We start from the raw sequence: 16,161 nt of genomic DNA, 5'->3' as shown, positions 1-16,161 counted from the left end.
CGCCCGGCGGGCGGTCAGCCCGAGCGCCGCCGGAACAGCATGGCCGATACGCCGAGCATGACGATGGTCGGCAGCAGATAGGCCACGCGGTAATCGAAGTGGTAGACCTGCGCCAGCCGCACGCTCTGCTGCTGCAGCAGCCAGAAACCCAGCGAAAAGACGATGCCAATGAACAGGCGCTTGCCCGCGCCGCCGCTGCGCAGCGTGCCGAAGGCAAACGGGACCGCGGCCAGGCACAAGGCCAGCACGTTGAGCGGGTAGAACCAGCGGCCCCAGTAGATGACCTCGAACTCGCTGGCATCCAGGTCGTTGCGCTTGCGGTAGTCGATGGCGCTGCTCAGCTCGCGGCCGGCCAGGTAGCGGGGCTTGTCGGTGCCGGCGGTCAGGGCGACGGCGTCGAGCTTGGAGGCCCAGCGCTCCTCGGGGATCTTGGTCTGGGTCACCGAACGGGCCGAGAAATTCGTGCGCGTGACGTCGCGCAGCAGCCAGCCGCCGGGCCGGTGCTCGGCGCGCTTCACCACGGCCATCGACTTCAGCCGGCCGTCCTCCTGGAATTCATAGAGGCGCACATCGCGCAGCTCGAGCCAGCGGTCGGTGCCGTTGTCGCGCTCCTCGCCGCCATTGGCGTTGAGGATGATGTCGCCTTCGCGGGCCCACAGGCCCGAGTACTGGGCGACGATCATGTCGCGGCTCTTGGAACTGGCCTTGAGCGCGTTGGCGCGGCGCTCGCCCTAGGGGCCGGCGGTTTCGCCGCTGACGACCATGAGCAGGGTCAGCACCGCCAGCGACCCCGCCACGGCGATGCTCAGGCGCCGGCGCGACAGGCCGACGGCACGCAGCGCGGTGAGTTCGGACGACGCAGCCAGCTGGCCCAGCGCCATCAGGGCGCCGACCACCGCGGCGTACGGAAACAGCTCATAGGCGCGCCGCGGCAGCGTGAAGGCCATGTAGGACATCGCCTGCACGGTGCCGTAGGTGCCCTTGCCGACGTCGCTGAACTCCTCGATGAAGCTCAGCATCAGGTCCAGGCCCAGCAGCACCGCCCAGGTCAGCACGACGGTGCCGAAGACGATGCGACCGACGTAGAGATCGTGGATCTTGGGGAAAGGTCTCATCCGTCGTGCCTCAGGCGCGCGCCGCGCGCGGACGGCGCATGCGGCCGTCGGTGAAATACAGCCACAGCGCCACGGCCAGCAGCGGCAGCACCAGCCACCACAGGCCGAGCGGAGCGGCGATCTTGCCCTGCTCGAGCCACTTGGTGCCCAGCAGCATCAGGTTCATGCCGATCATGTAGCCCAGGAAGCCGGTCATGACACGCCCGTAGCGCGCCTGCCGGGGCGTGCTGCGCGCCAGCGGGATGGCCATCAGTGCGAAGGCGAGCGTGAGCAGCGGCGGTGCGATGCGGCGGTGCAGCTGCGCGTTGGCGTCGATGCGCTTGTCCCCGATCAGGCGCAGGGTGGAGAGCATCTCCGGGTCGTTGGGGTCGTACTTGCGCCCGCCCGCCGGCATGGCGATCTCGTTGCGCTTGTAGCTCATCAGGCGGTAGGCCAGGCCGCCGTCGAGCGGGCCTTCGACCTCGAATCCGTTGTTGAGGGTGAGGTAGCGCTCGCCCTTGGCGTCCACCGAGACCTCGCCGTCGTTGGAGGTGGTGACGTCCAGGCGGTCCTTCTTCTGCCGGTAAACGAAGATCCGGCTGAACTTGCTGCCGTCGGGCGACATGTTGCCGACGAAGATCACGCCGCCGCCGCCGGGGATCTCGGTGAAGGCGCCCGGCTGCAGCCCGGCCACGATCAGGTTGCGGCTGGCCGAATTCACCATCTCCTTGGAGACCCGCTCGGCCAGCGGCCCCAGCCACAGCGAGCAGGCGGCGACGACCGCCACCAGGGGCAGGACCAGCAGCATCAGGGGCTTGAGCAGGCGGCGCGGGCCCACGCCCACGGCCGCGATGACCGGCATTTCCGAATCCCGGTACAGGCGCCCCATGGCGAGCATCAGCCCGATCATCAGCGCCAGGGGGAGGATCAGGGGCAGCCAGTTGAGCATCACCAGGCCCAGCTGGGGCACCAGCATGCCCACCGGGACCCGGCCCGATGCCATGTCGCCCAGGACCTTGGTGAAGACCCCACCGAAGGCCACGATCATCAGGACCACGCCCGCGGCGATGGTGGCCTGGAGAAATTCGCCGAACAGGTACCGATCAAGCTTGGGCATCGGGGGGCTTTGCTAGACTTGGAGTTTGGTCCGGCCGCGGAAGTGCCAGCGCCCGGAGCCGGATGATTGTACGGAGTTCCGTGCGTCATTCCGTACGGACCTCCCTAACCCTGCCCCCGGAATCTGTTGGATGTCCCTCGAATTCGACCTGAACCACCTTGCGCCCGCGACCGCCCAGACCGATTGCATCATCGTCGGCGCCTTCGCCGACCGCAGCCTCACGCCCTCCGCGCAGGCCCTGGACACCGCCTCCGGTGGCCGCCTCACCGCGCTGCTGGAACGCGGCGACGTCAGCGGGAAGACCGGCAAGACGGCCCTGCTGCACGATCTGGCCGGGGTCACCGCGCCGCGCGTGCTGGTGGTCGGACTGGGGGATTCGGCCAAGTTCGGCGTGCCGCAGTACATCAAGGCCATCGGTGACGCCGCGCGCGCGCTGAAGGTGGGGCCGGTCACTCACGCGCTGCTCACACTGAGCGAGGTCGAGGTCAAGGGCCGCGACCAGGCGTGGAATGTGCGCCAGGCGGTGATCGTGTCCGACCACGCCTGCTATGCCTACGTCGCCACGCTCGGGGCAAAGAACAAGAAGCGCGACGAGACCGGGCTGAAGTCGGTCACCGTGCTCGGCCACGACGCCGCCGCCCTGGCCCATGGCAAGGCCATCGCCGCCGGCGTGGCCTTCACCCGCGAGCTGGGCAACCTGCCGCCCAACATCTGCAATCCGGCCTACCTGGCCCAGCAGGCGCAGGAGTTCGCCGGCCGCTTCGACAAGGCCGAATGCGAGGTGCTCGATCGCGCCCAGATGCAGGAACTGGGCATGGGCTCGCTGCTGGCCGTCGCCCGCGGCTCGGCCAATCCGCCCAAGCTGGTGGTCCTCAAGTGGAACAACGGCGGCGACGCCAAGCCCTATGTCCTGGTCGGCAAGGGCATCACCTTCGATACCGGCGGCATCAACCTGAAGACCCAGGGCGGCATCGAGGAAATGAAGTACGACATGTGCGGCGCCGCCAGCGTGATGGGCGCTTTCGTCGCCGCGGTCGGCATGCAGTTGCCGATCAACCTGGTGGTGATCGTGCCGGCCGTGGAGAACATGCCCGACGCCGACAGCTACCGTCCGTCCGACGTGATCACCTCGATGTCGGGCAAGACGATCGAAGTGGGCAACACCGACGCCGAAGGCCGCCTGATCCTGTGCGACGCGCTCACCTATGCGCAGCGCTTCGAGCCGGCCGCACTGGTCGACGTGGCCACCCTGACCGGCGCCTGCGTCATCGCGCTGGGCAAGTACGCCAGCGGCCTGATGACCAAGGACGACGACCTGGCCGCCGAACTGATCGCCGCCGGCGAGCACGTGTTCGATCGCGGCTGGCGCCTGCCGCTGTGGGACGAGTACCAGTCGCTGCTGGATTCGACCTTCGCCGACGTCTACAACATCGGCGGCCGCTGGGCCGGCGCCATCACCGCCGGCTGCTTCCTGGCCCGTTTCACCGAAGGCCAGCGCTGGGCGCACTTGGACATCGCCGGCGTCGCCAATGACGAAGGCAAGCGCGGACTGGCCACGGGCCGGCCGGTAGGCATGCTGAGCCAGTGGCTGCTGGATCGCGTCTGACGGCAATCCTTGAACGGGTAACGGGAAACAGGGGAGCCACAGCGCTCCCCGCCGGGCCTCGCAGCCCGACCTGCTGCTTCCCCCGTTCCCCATTCCATGCCCCCCATTTCCCGCTTCCCGATTCCCAACCCATGCCTCGCGCCGACTTCTACCTGATCGCCAAGGATCGCTTCCGCGCGCAGCCGCTGCGCCTGGTGTGCGAACTCGCGCGCAAGGCGCACGACGCCGGGTTGTGGACGCTGGTGCTGGCGCGCGACGCCGCGCAGGCCGAGCAGATCGACGACCTGCTGTGGGACATGGGCGACGAGGTCTACATCCCGCACCAGATCGCCGGCGCGGACATCGACGAGGAAGAAGCGGCCGTGCTGATCGCGGCACCGGACGTCGACGCACCGCTGCGGCCACTGGTGATCAACCTGCGCGACGCGGCGGTCGAAGGCAGCTTCGAGCGCGTGCTGGAAGTGGTCCCGGCCGATCCGGAGGCGCGCGGCCCGCTGCGCGAACGCTGGAAGCAGTACCAGGCCCGCGGCCTGGACGTGAACAAGCACGACATGTAGGCGCGGCAGGCAGACTGCCGGCAAGACGAGGTGCGCAATGCAGGAACTGAAGGTACTCGCCGGCATCTTCGCCGTGGTGTTCCCTGGCCGAACTCGGCGACAAGACGCAGCTGGCGACGCTGCTGTTCTCCGCCGAAGGCAAGGTCAGCCCGTGGAAGGTGTTCTTCGCGGCAGGCGCGGCGCTGCTGGTCGCCACCGCGATCGGCGTGATCGCCGGCCAGGCGCTGGCGAAGTTCGTCAGCCCGACGGCGCTGAAGATCGTGGCCGGGGCCGGCTTCCTGATCATCGGCGCGTGGACGCTGTACAGCGGACTCAAGCCTGCAGCCTGAACCCGCGACCGCGCAGCGCAAGCCGCGCGGCCCGCACCCGGCGCCAGGCGCGACCCGCGCTACCGGCGTCGTATCCATCGAAGCGGTCGCGGTCGCGTCCGCCAAAAGTCACCGGATCCCCGCGCACGCGGGGATGACGAGCACGAGCAACTGCATCCCATGACCAGCCTGTCCTCCAGCTACGACCCCACCCAGTTCGAAACCCGCCTGTACCAGCAGTGGGAGAGCAGCGGCGCGTTCAAGCCGCGCGGCGAGGGCGAGCCGTACACCATCCTGCTGCCGCCGCCGAACGTCACCGGCACGCTGCACATGGGCCACGCCTTCCAGCACACCCTGCAGGACGCGCTGGTCCGCTACCACCGCATGCGCGGTTTCGATGCGCTCTGGCAGATGGGCACCGACCACGCCGGCATCGCGACCGAAATGGTGGTGGCGCGCAACCTCGGCCAGGAAGGCCTGACCCGCGACGGCTTGGGGCGCGAGGGCTTCATCGGCAAGGTCTGGGAGTGGAAGCAGCAGTCCGGCGACACCATCGAACGCCAGATGCGCCGCCTGGGCACGTCGGGCGACTGGAGCCGCAGCGTGTTCACGATGGACCCGATGGCGGCGCAGGCCGTCATCGAGGCCTTCGTGAAGCTGCACGAACAGGGCCTGATCTACCGCGGCCAGCGCCTGGTCAACTGGGATCCGGTCCTGAAGACCGCGATCTCCGACCTGGAGGTCGTCAACGAGGAAGAAGACGGCCACCTGTGGTCGATTTCCTATCCACTGGTCGACGGCGCGCTCGCCGACGGCAGTGCGTTCCTCACCGTCGCCACCACGCGTCCGGAAACCATGCTGGGCGACACCGCGGTCATGGTCCACCCCGACGACGAGCGCTACGCGCACCTGATCGGCAGGACGGTGAAGCTGCCGCTGACCGATCGCGAGATCCCGGTGATCGCCGATGCCTATGTCGACCGCGAGTTCGGCACCGGCGTGGTCAAGGTGACGCCGGCGCATGACTTCAACGACTACCAGGTCGGCCAGCGCCACAAGCTGCCGATGATCAACATCTTCACCCCCGACGCGGTGACGAACGATTCGGTGCCCGAGCGCTACCGCGGCCTGGACCGCTATGTCGCGCGCAAGGCGGTGCTCGCCGACCTGGAAGCGGCCGGCCTGCTGGTCGAAACCAAGCCGCACAAGCTGCAGGTGCCGCGCGGCGACCGCACCGGCCAGGTGATCGAGCCCTACCTGACCGACCAGTGGTTCGTGAAGATGGACGGCTTCGCACAGCGCGGCCTGGAGCTGGTCGAGACCGGCAAGATCCAGTTCGTGCCGCCCAACTGGATCAGCACCTACCGCCACTGGATGGAGAACATCCAGGACTGGTGCATCAGCCGCCAGCTCTGGTGGGGCCACCGCATTCCGGCGTGGTACGACGAGGCCGGCAACATCTACGTCGGGCGCGACGAGCAGGAAGCCCGGGGCAAGGCCGCGGCGGCCCACGGCGGGCAGGCGCCCGTGCTGCGCCAGGACAACGACGTGCTCGAGACCTGGTTCTCCTCCGCGCTGTGGCCCTTCAGCACGATGGGCTGGCCCGACGCGACCGCCATGGATGCGCGCGGGTTCGACCGCTACGTGCCGTCCTCGGTGCTGGTCACCGGCTTCGACATCATCTTCTTCTGGGTGGCGCGCATGATCTTCATGACCGACCACTTCACCGGCCGCGTGCCGTTCAAGGACGTCTACATCACCGGCCTGATCCGCGATTCGCACGGGCAGAAGATGTCCAAGTCGAAGGGCAACGTGCTCGATCCGATCGACATCGTCGATGGCATCACCATCGAGGACCTGGTGGCCAAGCGCACCACCGGCCTGATGAAGCCGACCGACGCGCCGAAGATCGAGAAGGCCACGCGCAAGGAGTTCCCCGAGGGCATTCCCGCCTTCGGCGCTGACGCGCTGCGCTTCACCATCGCCGCACTGGCCGGCCATGGGCGCGACATCAAGTTCGACATGGGCCGCGCCGAGGGCTACAAGAATTTCTGCAACAAGCTGTGGAACGCCACCCGCTTCGTGCTGATGAACACCGAGGGCGCGCAGTTTGCCGGCGCACCGCAGCCGCGCACCGATGCCGAGCGCTGGATCCTCACCCAGCTCGATCGCGCCGCCGCGCAGGCCGCCGAGCATTTCGCCGCCTACCGCTTCGACCTGCTGGCGCAGACACTGTACGAATTCGCCTGGAACAACTTCTGCGACTGGTTCGTCGAGCTGGCCAAGCCGGCCCTCAACGGCGATGACGCCGACGCGGCGCAGAGCACGCGCCACACCCTGCTCCATGTCCTGGAACGCCTGCTGGCGCTGCTGCATCCGCTGGTGCCCTTCGTGACCGAAGAGCTGTGGCAGGCGGTGGCCCCGCGCCTGGGCATCACCGGCACGACGATCATGCACCAGCCCTATCCGCAGGCCGGCGACCTCGACACCGCCGCCTTCGCGCAGGCCGAAGCCGACGTCGAGTGGCTCAAGACCATGGTCTCGGAACTGCGCCGCGTGCGCAGCGAACTGAACGTGAAGCCGTCGGCGGCGGTGCCGCTGCTGGTCGCCGACGCCAACCCGGCCGACCGCGAACGCCTGGCGCGCTTCGACTCCCAGCTGCGCTTCCTCAACAAACTGCAGGGCATCGAACTGCTGGCCGATGTCGCCGACGCACCGGCCTCGGCCACCGCCGTGGTGGGTGACATGAAGCTGCTGGTGCCGCTGGAAGGTCTGGTGGACCTGTCGGCCGAACGCACGCGCCTGGACAAGGAGATCAAGCGCGTGGAGGGCGAGATCGCCAAGTGCCAGGGCAAGCTGGCCAGCGAGACCTTCGTCAACAACGCACCCGCAGCCGTGGTGGAACAGGAGCGCCAGCGCCTGGTCGACTGGCGCACGCAGCGGGAAGCCTTGCAGCAGCAGCGCGCCAAGCTGGGTTGACCACACCCTCCCCCGCCAGCGGGGGAGGATTGGGGTGGGGGCGTGGGTTGCCGCGTTCCCGGCGAAACCGGGGGACGTGCCTCAGTCCTCGGGGAACAGCTCCATCGCCATCACCAGCGCGTCCTCGCGTCCGTCGCGGGCCGGGTAATAGCGCGGACGGCGGCCGATTTCGTTGAAACCCTCGCGGTGGTACAGGCCGATCGCGCCGATGTTGGACGGGCGCACTTCCAGGAAGATGCGCGCCGCGCCGCGGCCGCGGGCGATCTGCACCAGCGCCTGCAGCAGGCGGCGACCGTGGCCCTGGCCCTGCAGTTCCGGCGCCACGCACACGTTGAGCACGTGCGCCTCGCCGGCCGCGATGGACATCAGGAAATAGCCTTCGATCCGGCCCTGGTCGTGCATGACCCAGCACGGGTAATCCGCGCGCAGGCAGTCGCGGAAGATCCCGACCGACCAGGGAAACTCGTAGGCCCGCGCTTCGATCGCGTGCACCGCGACGAGGTCGTCCTCGCGCATCGGGCGCAGGCCCATCGCGGGGGTCTGCTTGCTCCAGGCGTTCACCGGGGCGCTCCGCGCCTCAGCGCACGCAGCCGCGGCCACAGGGCGCGACGCGCCGCCGGGCTGCCCCGCAGGCTGGACAGGGTCGGCAGCGCTCGCAGCAGTTCGCCGTCATCGGGGGCGCGCCCTGCCGCGCGCGCCAGGGCACGCAGCAGGGCGGCGTCGGCCGGCACGCGGGCGGCGGACACGGGATGGTGCGAACGCGACGCCTCGGCGGCCCTGGCCTCCGGCATCTCGCGCGTAGCCCGCGGCTGCGACGCGGGCCCGGCCAGGTCGCGCTCCGGCGCCGGCTCGGCCGCCGCGGCCGACGACGCCAGGCCCAACACGTCGTACCCCAGCGCCTGCAGCCACTCGCGCTGCTGCGCGTCCCACGGCATGGGCGCGGCGGCTGCGGTCATCGCGGCGCGTCCGGAGGCACTGCGTCGGAGGGCACGCGCCGCAGCTTGCGCCACAGCCAGTAGCCGGGGCCCGACAATGCATACGCCACGCCGATGGTGAGCAGCACCGAGGGCGGATCGATCGCGATGGCCACCACCGCGGCCAGCACCACGACGATCGAGCCGAACGGCACGCGGTCACTGCGTGGGCCGCTGCCCTTGAAACTGAAATAACGCAGGCGGCTCACCATCAGCACCGCCGCGGTGACCGTCACCGCCAGCGCGAGATAGCGCAGTTCTTCGCCGACGAACCCGAAATCCACGCAGGTCCATACGAACGCGGCGACCAGTCCCGCCGCCGCCGGGCTGGCGAGGCCGATGAACCAGCGCTTGTCGACCTGGCCGACCTGCGCATTGAAGCGCGCCAGCCGCACCGCCGCGCAGGCGGCGTACAGGAAGGCGCCGATCCAGCCGATCTTGCCCGGCACGACGCCGTCCATGCGGGTGGCCGACAGCGCCCAGTGGTACATCACCAGCGCCGGCGCGAGCCCGAAGCTGATCAGGTCGGCGAGCGAGTCGTACTGCATGCCGAACTCGCTCTGCGTGTTGGTCAGGCGCGCCACGCGCCCGTCCACGCCGTCCAGGATCGCCGCGATGAAGATGGCCACGCAGGCATTCTCGAACTGCCCCTGGGTGGCGGCGATGATGGCGTAGAAGCCCGCGAACAGCCCGCCGCTGGTGAACAGGTTCGGCAGCAGGTAGATGCCGCGGTTGCGGGGTCGGGCAGAGGGCGGTGATTCCATCGCGCCAGTGTATCCGCCCCGAACTGCGCCGCCCTCCCCCGGGGACCCCGGTCCACCCGGTCCGGCCAGCTGAACCCGACAGCCCTAGGGGCCTGAAACCGCGCGCACCGTCAACAGAACCGGCCCCGTCGCTTGCCTGGCCGCGCCCACGGTGCTGCAATCGGACCCTCGCCACCGCGTTCCGGAGTGCCCCATGTCTGTTCGCACGATCCGCATCGGTCTGGGCCTGGTGGCCCTGCTCGCCGCCCTGCCCGTCCTGGCGGGGCAGGTCTACCAGTGGAAGGACGCCAAGGGCGTGACCCACTACTCCGACTCTCCGCCCCCGGAAACGGCCTACAAGAACCGCAACGTCGACGATGCCCCGCCCGCCGCCGCCGCGGCGAAGACGGAGGATCCGCGCTGCGCCATCGCCCGGATGAACCTGCAGCGCCTCAAGGACGCCAAGGGGCCCGTGGGCCTGGATGCCGACGGCGATGGCAAGCCGGACAAGGAAATGACGGCCGAGGAAACGGCCGCGCAGGTCCACCTGGCCGAGACCACGCTCAAGAACACCTGCGCCGCCGGCGCCACCTGAGGCCCGCGCGTGCGCCTGTCGGTGGCCCTCCTGCTCGGTGCCGGACTGGGCGTGGGCGGGTGGTGGTGGAGTACACGCGAGGAGCGTGAGCTCGAGCGCATCGAACAGGAACGGCAGGCGGCCGCCGCCGCGGAAGCCGCGCGCCCGGTGCTGTACCGCTGGCGTGACGCGCAGGGCCACCTGCAGGTGAGTGCGCAGCCGCCCAAGGGGCGCAAGTACGAGCGGGTCGACATGGAACCCAGGGCCGGCATCGAGGTCCACGGCAACCGCGACGCGGACCTGCCCGAGGTCGACTGAGCCCGGCGGGGCCGCGCAGGACGGCCTCCATCGGGCGGTACGTGGCGGAATCGATGGCAAAATGCCGCTTCCCCTCGTCCGAAGTCTCCCGATGCGCCTGTCGCGGTTCCACCTCCATACCAGCAAGGAAACCCCCGCCGAAGCCGAGATCATCAGCCACAAGCTGATGCTCAAGGCCGGCATGATCCGCAAGCTCGCCGCCGGCCTGTACACCTGGTCGCCGCTGGGCCTGCGCGTGTTGCGCAAGGTCGAGCGCGCGGTGCGCGAGGAAATGGACGCGGCCGGCGCGATCGAACTGCTGATGCCGACCATCCAGCCGCAGGAGCTGTGGGAGGAAACCGGGCGCTGGGAGAAGTTCGGCGGCCAGCTGCTCAAGATCAAGGACCGCAAGGAGGCCGGCTACTGCTACGGCCCCACCGCCGAGGAAGTCATCACCGACTTCGCCCGCAGCGAACTGGCCAGCTACAAGCAGCTGCCGGTCAATTTCTACAACATCCAGACCAAGTTCCGCGACGAGATCCGCCCGCGCTTCGGCGTGATGCGCGCGCGCGAATTCCTGATGAAGGATGCCTATTCGTTCCACCTGACCGAGGAAGACCTCGGCCGCGAATACCGCAACATGTACGACACCTACGGACGCATCTTCCAGCGCCTGGGCCTGAAGTTCCGCGCGGTGTTCGCCGACACCGGCGCGATCGGCGGCAGCGCGTCGCACGAATTCCACGTGCTGGCCGATTCGGGCGAGGACGCGATCGCGTTCTCCAGCGGCTCGGACTACGCGGCCAACGTCGAACTGGCGCAGGCCCTCGCGCCGGGCGCGCGCGCGGCGGCCAGCGAGCAGATGCGCCGCATCGACACGCCGGTGCAGAAGACCTGCGAGGACGTCGCGGCGCTGATGGGCATCGACCTGGCGCGTACGGTCAAGTCGGTCGCGCTGACGGGCGAGGACGCCGATGGCCAGCCGCAGTTCGTGCTGGCGCTGGTGCGCGGCGACCACGTCGTCAACGAGATCAAGCTGGCCAAGCTGGCCGGCCTGGGCAACTACCGGCTGGCCACGGAGGGCGAGATCGACGCGCACCTGGGCAGCGAGCCCGGCTTCCTGGGACCGGTCGCGCCGCGCGCGCCGATCCGCGTGGTGGCCGACCGCAGCGTCGCGGCGATGGCCGACTTCGTGGTCGGCGCCAACGAAAAGGGCTTCCACCTGGCCGGCGTTAACTGGGGCCGCGACCTGCCCGAGCCGGACGAGGTCGCCGACATCCGCAACGTCGTCGAAGGCGACGCCTCGCCCGATGGCCAGGGCACGCTGTCCATCGCCCGCGGCATCGAGGTCGGCCATGTCTTCCAGCTGGGTCGCAAATACGCCGAGGCCATGCAGTGCACGGTGCTGGACGAGACCGGCCGCGCTTCGGTCCCGCTGATGGGCTGCTACGGCATCGGCGTGTCGCGGATCGTGGCCGCCGCGATCGAGCAGAACTTCGACGCCAACGGCATCGTCTGGCCCGAAGCCATGGCGCCGTGGCACGTCGCCGTGTGCATGATCAATCCGAAGAACGACCCGGCCGTCAGCGACGCCGCCCAGGCGCTGTACGACGAGCTCAACGCCGCCGGCATCGAGGCCGTGCTCGACGACCGGGGACTGCGCCCGGGCGCGATGTTCGCCGACATCGAGCTGATCGGCATCCCGCACCGCGTGGTCGTGTCCGAGCGTGGATTGGCGTCGGGCAGTTTCGAGTACCGCCACCGGCGCGCGAGCGAAGCGGAAAACCTGGACCGCGCCGCGTTGCTGGCCCGCCTGGGCGTCGCCTGAGGCGCGGCCCGTCCGCGCCGCCGCGGCACGCCGATCGGGCGGCCCGGTGCGCGGACGCGGCCTGCTACCATCGATGCATCGGCCGCGCGCCGCTCTCATCCCCTGCCATCCGGAGCTTCCATGTCCATCGACATCAATGGCCTGTCGGCCAAGGAACTCGACCTGCTGATCAACCAGGCGAAGAAGCGCAAGACGACGCTGGCCAAGCGCAAGCCACTGGCCACCGTGCGCAGCCGCCTGACCGCACTGGCCAAGGCCGAGGGCTACACGATCGCCGAACTGTTCGGCACCGGCTCCGCGCGCGCGGCCCGCACGCCGGCCGCCGTCACCGCAGCGCCGAAGGGCCGCAAGAGCACCAAGGGTTACAAGCTGGGCAAGGTGGCGCCGAAGTACCGCAATCCCGACAACACCGCCGAGACCTGGGCCGGCCGCGGCAAGCCGCCGCGCTGGCTGGCCATCAAGCTCGAACAGGGCGGCCGGATCGAGGATTACCTGATCGGCTGATCGTCGTCGGCTGATCCTGGCCGCGCCGATCCTGGTCGCCGATCCTGGTCGCCACGCTCCACGAACGCCGGGCCGCGCCCGGCGTTTTTGCTGGTGCGCCTGGCCGTCGCCCTTTCGCGTCCGTCGCTTCGCCGGCGCCAGCGCGGACGGGCCGGTGCTGACGACGCTGACGTGCCGACAATGCGCCAGCTAAAGGTTCCGCGTCGGCGGCAGCAGCAGGTTGCCGAACAGCAGGCCGGCCAGCAGCGCGAGCAGGACATTCATCACGCCCAGCAGCGCGTCCTGTCCGACCACCACGTCCTGCTGCTGCACCAGCGTCAGCAGGCCCCGCAGGCTGTTGCTGCCGGGGACCAGGGTGATGATGCCGGGGACCCGGATGATCGCGCCCGGCCGGTGGCACCAGCGCGCGAAGCCGTTGCCGGCGGCGGTCAGCACCAGCGCCGCCAGGAAGATGCCCGCCGTCGGGCCGAAGGCCTCGCCGGCGAAGCGCGCGATCAGGTAGCCGCTGGCCGCGGCCAGCATCACCCGCAGGTAGTCGCGGCGGCTGGCGCGGAACAGCACGGCGAAGGCGAATGTCGCCACCACCAGCGAACATCCTTCGACCCAGGCCGGCTGCGGGCGCAGCGCCCGCACCTGGGGCGTCAGCCCGATGATCTGGGCGATGTACAGCGCGATCACCGCCCCGACCGTCAGCTTGGCCACCGTCGTCACCGCCCCGGCGAAGCGCGCGGTGCCGGAGACCAGATGCTGGCTGGTGAGCTCGTTGATCGCGTTGGTCAGGCCCAGGCCGGGCAACAGCACGATCAGCGAGGCGATGATCACCGTGTTCTGGTTGAGCGGCGTCACGCTGGCCACCAGCACGGTGGCGAAGGCCGCGAGCATGCCGGCGATCGCGTCCGACGCTTCCTTCAGGCGCGGGCGCGACGCGGCCAGTTCGATCAGCAGGCCGATCAGCAGGCCGTTGACCCCGGCCACGCCGATATCCAGCCAGGGCAGCCGCAGCAGGCCGGCGATGCCCATCGCCGCCAGGCCGAAGGCGACTACTTCCACCGCCCGCGTGCGCGAGCTGCGGGGGCGATCGAGCGCCGCCATCGCGGCGTGCGCCTGCTCCAGGTTCAGCGTGCCGACGAGGACGTCGTCGGCGATGCGGTCGGTTTCGCTCAGCCGGTGCAGGTCGGTGTCGCCGGGCGGCAGCCGCAGCACGCGGGTGACATCGACCTCGCCTTCCCTGCGGTCTGGTTCGCTGAAGGTCAGGATCAGGCCGGTGGGATTGGACCAGGGTTCGCAGGCCAGCTTCAGCCGGTGGGCCACCGCGGTGACCGCCCCTTCCAGGCGCTGTGCGGTCGTGCCGTAGGTATGCAGGCGACCGGCCAGTTCGACCAGGAAGGCGACGCGCTCGGTGAAACTCGCCGACACTCCGCTGACGTCATTCGGGGGGACGTCCGCGCCGATGACGGGGGGGCGGGGGGCGTAGGGCAAGGGAGCCATGCCGCACAGCATCGCATGGCCCGCCGCCGGCCCCATAGACGCGGTCGGTCCATCGCGCGCCCGCCGCGTCCGTGCCCGCCGTGTGAACCACATCCACGTCCGCGCCTGTATCCTGCACCGACAAGATGACTGCGCCTACCGTGTCCCTCCCACAGCTGGTCTCCGAAGGCACTCCGCTGCGCCTGCGGCTGAGTGGCCAATGGACGCTGGCCAACGCCGAACACATCAGCCAGGCGCTGTCGCTCGCCCCCCGCGAGGCCACCGCCGTCGACGCCACCGGCATCGAGCGACTCGACACGCTGGGTGTCCTGCAGCTGCTGCGATTCGCGCGCCGGCGCGACCTGGACTTCGGCGAGATCCAGTTCCACGACGACCACCGGGCCCTGGTCAGCGCCATCGAGGACATCGCCGACGATCGTCCGCGCAGGAAGCGCGAGTACGGCGTCGCCGCGGCGCTGGCCCGCCTGGGCTTCGCGATGGCGGACAACTTCAAGGAAGTGCGCGCGCTGGTCGGCTTCTTCGGCGAGACCCTGGTCAAGCTGGCGCGCACCTTCAAGGAACCCAGCCGGTTCCGTCCGATCGCCACCGTGCACCACATGGAACAGGTCGGCCTGGACGCCGTCCCGCTGGTCGCGCTGCTGTGCTTCCTGGTCGGTGCGGTGGTGGCTTTCCTGGGCGCGAACATCCTGCGCGACTTCGGCGCGGTGATCTACGTGGTGGAGCTGGTCAGCATCGCGTTCCTGCGCGAATTCGGCGTCCTGCTGACCGCGATCATCCTGGCCGGCCGCACCGCCAGCGCATTCACCGCGCAGATCGGCGCGATGAAGGCGCGCGAGGAGGTCGACGCGATCCGCACGCTGGGCCTGGATCCGATCGATCTGCTGGTCATCCCCCGCGTGCTGGCCCTGCTGGTGATGCTGCCGCTGCTGTCCTTCGTCGCGATGGTGTTCGGCCTGCTGGGTGGCCTGACGGTCGGCGCCTATGGCCTGGACATCCCGCCCACGCAGTACCTGGCGCGCATGCACGACACGATGGAACTCCGGCATTTCGTGGTGGGGCTGATCAAGGCGCCGTTCTTCGCGCTGATCATCTCGCTGATCGGCTGCCTGGAAGGCCTGCAGGTGGAAGGCACCGCCGAGTCGGTCGGTGAGCGCACCACTTCGTCCGTGGTGCAGGCGATCTCGCTGGTGATCATCCTCGACGCCGCCGCCGCGATCTGGTTCATGAAGATGGGGTACTGATGGGCGCAGTCCTGGCCAGCAACATGCCCCCCGACGTGGATCAGACCGCGCCGATCATCCGCGTCCGGGGTCTGGTAAACCGCTTCGGGGAACAGGTCGTGCACGAAGGCCTGGACCTGGACGTGCGCCCCGGCGAGATCATCGGCGTGGTCGGCGGCTCGGGCACCGGCAAGTCGGTGCTGATGCGTTCGATCCTGGGCCTGCGCCGGCCCGACGCCGGCGAGATCGAAGTGCTGGGCGTGGACGCGCGCAGCGAGGACCAGAACAACCGCCGGCTGATCGAGCAGAACACCGGCGTGCTGTTCCAGGACGGCGCGCTGTTTTCCTCGCTCACCGTCGGCGAGAACGTGCAGGTGCCGCTGAAGGAGTACCACCGCAACCTGCCGGACTCGCTGCGCTACGAACTGGCGCTGCTGAAGGTGAAACTGGCGGGCCTGCCGGCCGATGCGATCAACAAGCTGCCCTCGCAGCTGTCGGGCGGCATGCGCAAGCGCGCCGGCCTGGCGCGCGCGCTGGCGCTGGACCCGCCGCTGCTGTTCCTGGACGAGCCGACTGCCGGCCTGGACCCGATCGGGGCGGCCGCCTTCGACAACCTGATCCGGACGCTGCAGCAGGCCCTGGGCCTGACCGTGTTCCTGATCACGCACGATCTGGACACGCTGTACGCGATCTGCGACCGCATCGCCGTGCTGGCCGACCGCAAGGTGGTCGCCTGCGCGCCGATGGCGCAGATCGAAACCTTCGACCACCCCTGGGTGCAGGAATATTTCCACGGCCCGCGTGCGCGCGCGGCCAGGCGGACCCTGGAAGGAACCTCCCTCCAGACCGCCCCCGGCGAGAGCAACTGACAT

15 protein-coding genes and 1 pseudogene are annotated in these 16,161 nt (G+C 69.5%); 10 read left to right on the top strand and 6 right to left on the bottom strand.

From position 1 onward, the window contains the following. Positions 1 to 14 precede the first annotated feature (14 nt). Together lptG and lptF are read right to left on the bottom strand one after the other, a co-directional pair. Positions 15 to 1,115, bottom strand: a pseudogene (gene lptG / locus I8J32_RS07545) (LPS export ABC transporter permease LptG). 10 nt (positions 1,116 to 1,125) lie between these two features. Continuing rightward, on the bottom strand, positions 1,126 to 2,211 hold the full coding sequence (gene lptF, locus I8J32_RS07540) for an LPS export ABC transporter permease LptF (protein ID WP_200610280.1): 1,086 nt from the start codon (positions 2,209 to 2,211) through the stop codon (positions 1,126 to 1,128). A gap of 130 nt (positions 2,212 to 2,341) precedes the next feature. On the opposite strand from lptF, the gene I8J32_RS07535 reads away from it, so the two are divergent. From I8J32_RS07535 to I8J32_RS07520, 4 genes are all read left to right on the top strand, one after another. Continuing rightward, positions 2,342 to 3,817: a leucyl aminopeptidase gene (locus tag I8J32_RS07535; protein ID WP_200610278.1), complete on the top strand. Its 1,476-nt coding sequence runs from the start codon at positions 2,342 to 2,344 to the stop codon at positions 3,815 to 3,817. 131 nt (positions 3,818 to 3,948) lie between these two features. Beyond that, positions 3,949 to 4,374 (top strand): DNA polymerase III subunit chi, encoded by a 426-nt coding sequence (locus I8J32_RS07530; RefSeq protein WP_200610277.1) that lies wholly within the window; start codon positions 3,949 to 3,951, stop codon positions 4,372 to 4,374. A gap of 83 nt (positions 4,375 to 4,457) precedes the next feature. Further along, positions 4,458 to 4,703, top strand: coding sequence for a TMEM165/GDT1 family protein (locus tag I8J32_RS07525; protein WP_207526881.1), 246 nt, complete (start codon positions 4,458 to 4,460; stop codon positions 4,701 to 4,703). A gap of 159 nt (positions 4,704 to 4,862) precedes the next feature. After that, complete coding sequence (locus I8J32_RS07520; RefSeq protein ID WP_200610273.1) at positions 4,863 to 7,661, top strand: valine--tRNA ligase; 2,799 nt, start codon at positions 4,863 to 4,865, stop codon at positions 7,659 to 7,661. An 81-nt stretch (positions 7,662 to 7,742) separates the two neighbouring features. Here I8J32_RS07520 and rimI read toward each other — a convergent pair whose 3' ends face one another. Genes rimI through pssA form a run of 3 tightly spaced genes read right to left on the bottom strand, consistent with a single transcriptional unit; the run spans position 7,743 to position 9,399 of the window. Continuing rightward, positions 7,743 to 8,222 carry a ribosomal protein S18-alanine N-acetyltransferase gene (rimI, locus tag I8J32_RS07515; RefSeq protein WP_407060997.1) on the bottom strand — a complete coding sequence of 160 codons (480 nt, stop codon included), beginning with the start codon at positions 8,220 to 8,222 and terminating at the stop codon, positions 7,743 to 7,745. Beyond that, positions 8,219 to 8,617, bottom strand: a complete 399-nt coding sequence (locus tag I8J32_RS07510; protein ID WP_200610263.1) for an alanine acetyltransferase — start codon at positions 8,615 to 8,617, stop codon at positions 8,219 to 8,221. The genes rimI and I8J32_RS07510 overlap by 4 nt, the downstream gene beginning before the upstream one ends. Then, the gene (gene pssA / locus I8J32_RS07505) at positions 8,614 to 9,399 is read right to left on the bottom strand and encodes a CDP-diacylglycerol--serine O-phosphatidyltransferase (protein WP_200610261.1); all 786 of its coding nucleotides are present in this window, start codon (positions 9,397 to 9,399) and stop codon (positions 8,614 to 8,616) included. The genes I8J32_RS07510 and pssA overlap by 4 nt, the downstream gene beginning before the upstream one ends. Before the next feature lie 193 nt (positions 9,400 to 9,592). Between pssA and I8J32_RS07500 the strand changes: the two genes are divergently transcribed. The 4 genes from I8J32_RS07500 to I8J32_RS07485 all read left to right on the top strand — a co-directional run bounded on the left by I8J32_RS07500 (position 9,593) and on the right by I8J32_RS07485 (position 12,581). Further along, entirely contained in the window at positions 9,593 to 9,973 is a 381-nt protein-coding gene (locus I8J32_RS07500) for a DUF4124 domain-containing protein (protein WP_200610259.1), read from the top strand. 9 nt (positions 9,974 to 9,982) lie between these two features. Continuing rightward, complete coding sequence (locus tag I8J32_RS07495; protein ID WP_200610257.1) at positions 9,983 to 10,270, top strand: DUF4124 domain-containing protein; 288 nt, start codon at positions 9,983 to 9,985, stop codon at positions 10,268 to 10,270. Between the two features lie 91 nt (positions 10,271 to 10,361). Continuing rightward, positions 10,362 to 12,077: a proline--tRNA ligase gene (locus I8J32_RS07490; RefSeq protein ID WP_200610255.1), complete on the top strand. Its 1,716-nt coding sequence runs from the start codon at positions 10,362 to 10,364 to the stop codon at positions 12,075 to 12,077. Between the two features lie 120 nt (positions 12,078 to 12,197). After that, entirely contained in the window at positions 12,198 to 12,581 is a 384-nt protein-coding gene (locus I8J32_RS07485) for an H-NS histone family protein (protein ID WP_200610253.1), read from the top strand. A gap of 189 nt (positions 12,582 to 12,770) precedes the next feature. Here I8J32_RS07485 and I8J32_RS07480 read toward each other — a convergent pair whose 3' ends face one another. Beyond that, a complete protein-coding gene (locus tag I8J32_RS07480; RefSeq protein WP_200610251.1) occupies positions 12,771 to 14,069 on the bottom strand; it encodes a threonine/serine exporter family protein in 1,299 nt (432 codons plus the stop codon). Positions 14,070 to 14,194: 125 nt separating this feature from the next. On the opposite strand from I8J32_RS07480, the gene I8J32_RS07475 reads away from it, so the two are divergent. Together I8J32_RS07475 and I8J32_RS07470 are read left to right on the top strand one after the other, a co-directional pair. Beyond that, on the top strand, positions 14,195 to 15,310 hold the full coding sequence (locus I8J32_RS07475) for an ABC transporter permease (RefSeq protein WP_200610250.1): 1,116 nt from the start codon (positions 14,195 to 14,197) through the stop codon (positions 15,308 to 15,310). Then, entirely contained in the window at positions 15,310 to 16,158 is an 849-nt protein-coding gene (locus I8J32_RS07470; protein ID WP_200610249.1) for an ABC transporter ATP-binding protein, read from the top strand. Before I8J32_RS07475 ends, I8J32_RS07470 begins: the two co-directional genes overlap by 1 nt. Positions 16,159 to 16,161: the final 3 nt, after the last annotated feature.

The sequence above is a fragment of the Lysobacter solisilvae genome (genome assembly GCF_016613535.2).
Lineage (GTDB): Bacteria > Pseudomonadota > Gammaproteobacteria > Xanthomonadales > Xanthomonadaceae > Agrilutibacter > Agrilutibacter solisilvae.
Note: the sequence above shows the minus strand (reverse complement) of the source record. Positions and strands in the feature narration are given on the sequence as shown.

Excerpts from the sequence above, each read along its gene's own strand:
- lptF (WP_200610280.1), bottom strand. The coding sequence starts at position 2,211 with ATGCCCAAGCTTGATCGGTACCTGTTCGGCGAATTTCTCCAGGCCACC.
- I8J32_RS07535 (WP_200610278.1), top strand. The coding sequence starts at position 2,342 with ATGTCCCTCGAATTCGACCTGAACCACCTTGCGCCCGCGACCGCCCAG.
- I8J32_RS07530 (WP_200610277.1), top strand. The coding sequence starts at position 3,949 with ATGCCTCGCGCCGACTTCTACCTGATCGCCAAGGATCGCTTCCGCGCG.
- I8J32_RS07520 (WP_200610273.1), top strand. The coding sequence starts at position 4,863 with ATGACCAGCCTGTCCTCCAGCTACGACCCCACCCAGTTCGAAACCCGC.
- I8J32_RS07510 (WP_200610263.1), bottom strand. The coding sequence starts at position 8,617 with ATGACCGCAGCCGCCGCGCCCATGCCGTGGGACGCGCAGCAGCGCGAG.
- pssA (WP_200610261.1), bottom strand. The coding sequence starts at position 9,399 with ATGGAATCACCGCCCTCTGCCCGACCCCGCAACCGCGGCATCTACCTG.
- I8J32_RS07500 (WP_200610259.1), top strand. The coding sequence starts at position 9,593 with ATGTCTGTTCGCACGATCCGCATCGGTCTGGGCCTGGTGGCCCTGCTC.
- I8J32_RS07490 (WP_200610255.1), top strand. The coding sequence starts at position 10,362 with ATGCGCCTGTCGCGGTTCCACCTCCATACCAGCAAGGAAACCCCCGCC.
- I8J32_RS07485 (WP_200610253.1), top strand. The coding sequence starts at position 12,198 with ATGTCCATCGACATCAATGGCCTGTCGGCCAAGGAACTCGACCTGCTG.
- I8J32_RS07480 (WP_200610251.1), bottom strand. The coding sequence starts at position 14,069 with ATGGCTCCCTTGCCCTACGCCCCCCGCCCCCCCGTCATCGGCGCGGAC.
- I8J32_RS07475 (WP_200610250.1), top strand. The coding sequence starts at position 14,195 with ATGACTGCGCCTACCGTGTCCCTCCCACAGCTGGTCTCCGAAGGCACT.
- I8J32_RS07470 (WP_200610249.1), top strand. The coding sequence starts at position 15,310 with ATGGGCGCAGTCCTGGCCAGCAACATGCCCCCCGACGTGGATCAGACC.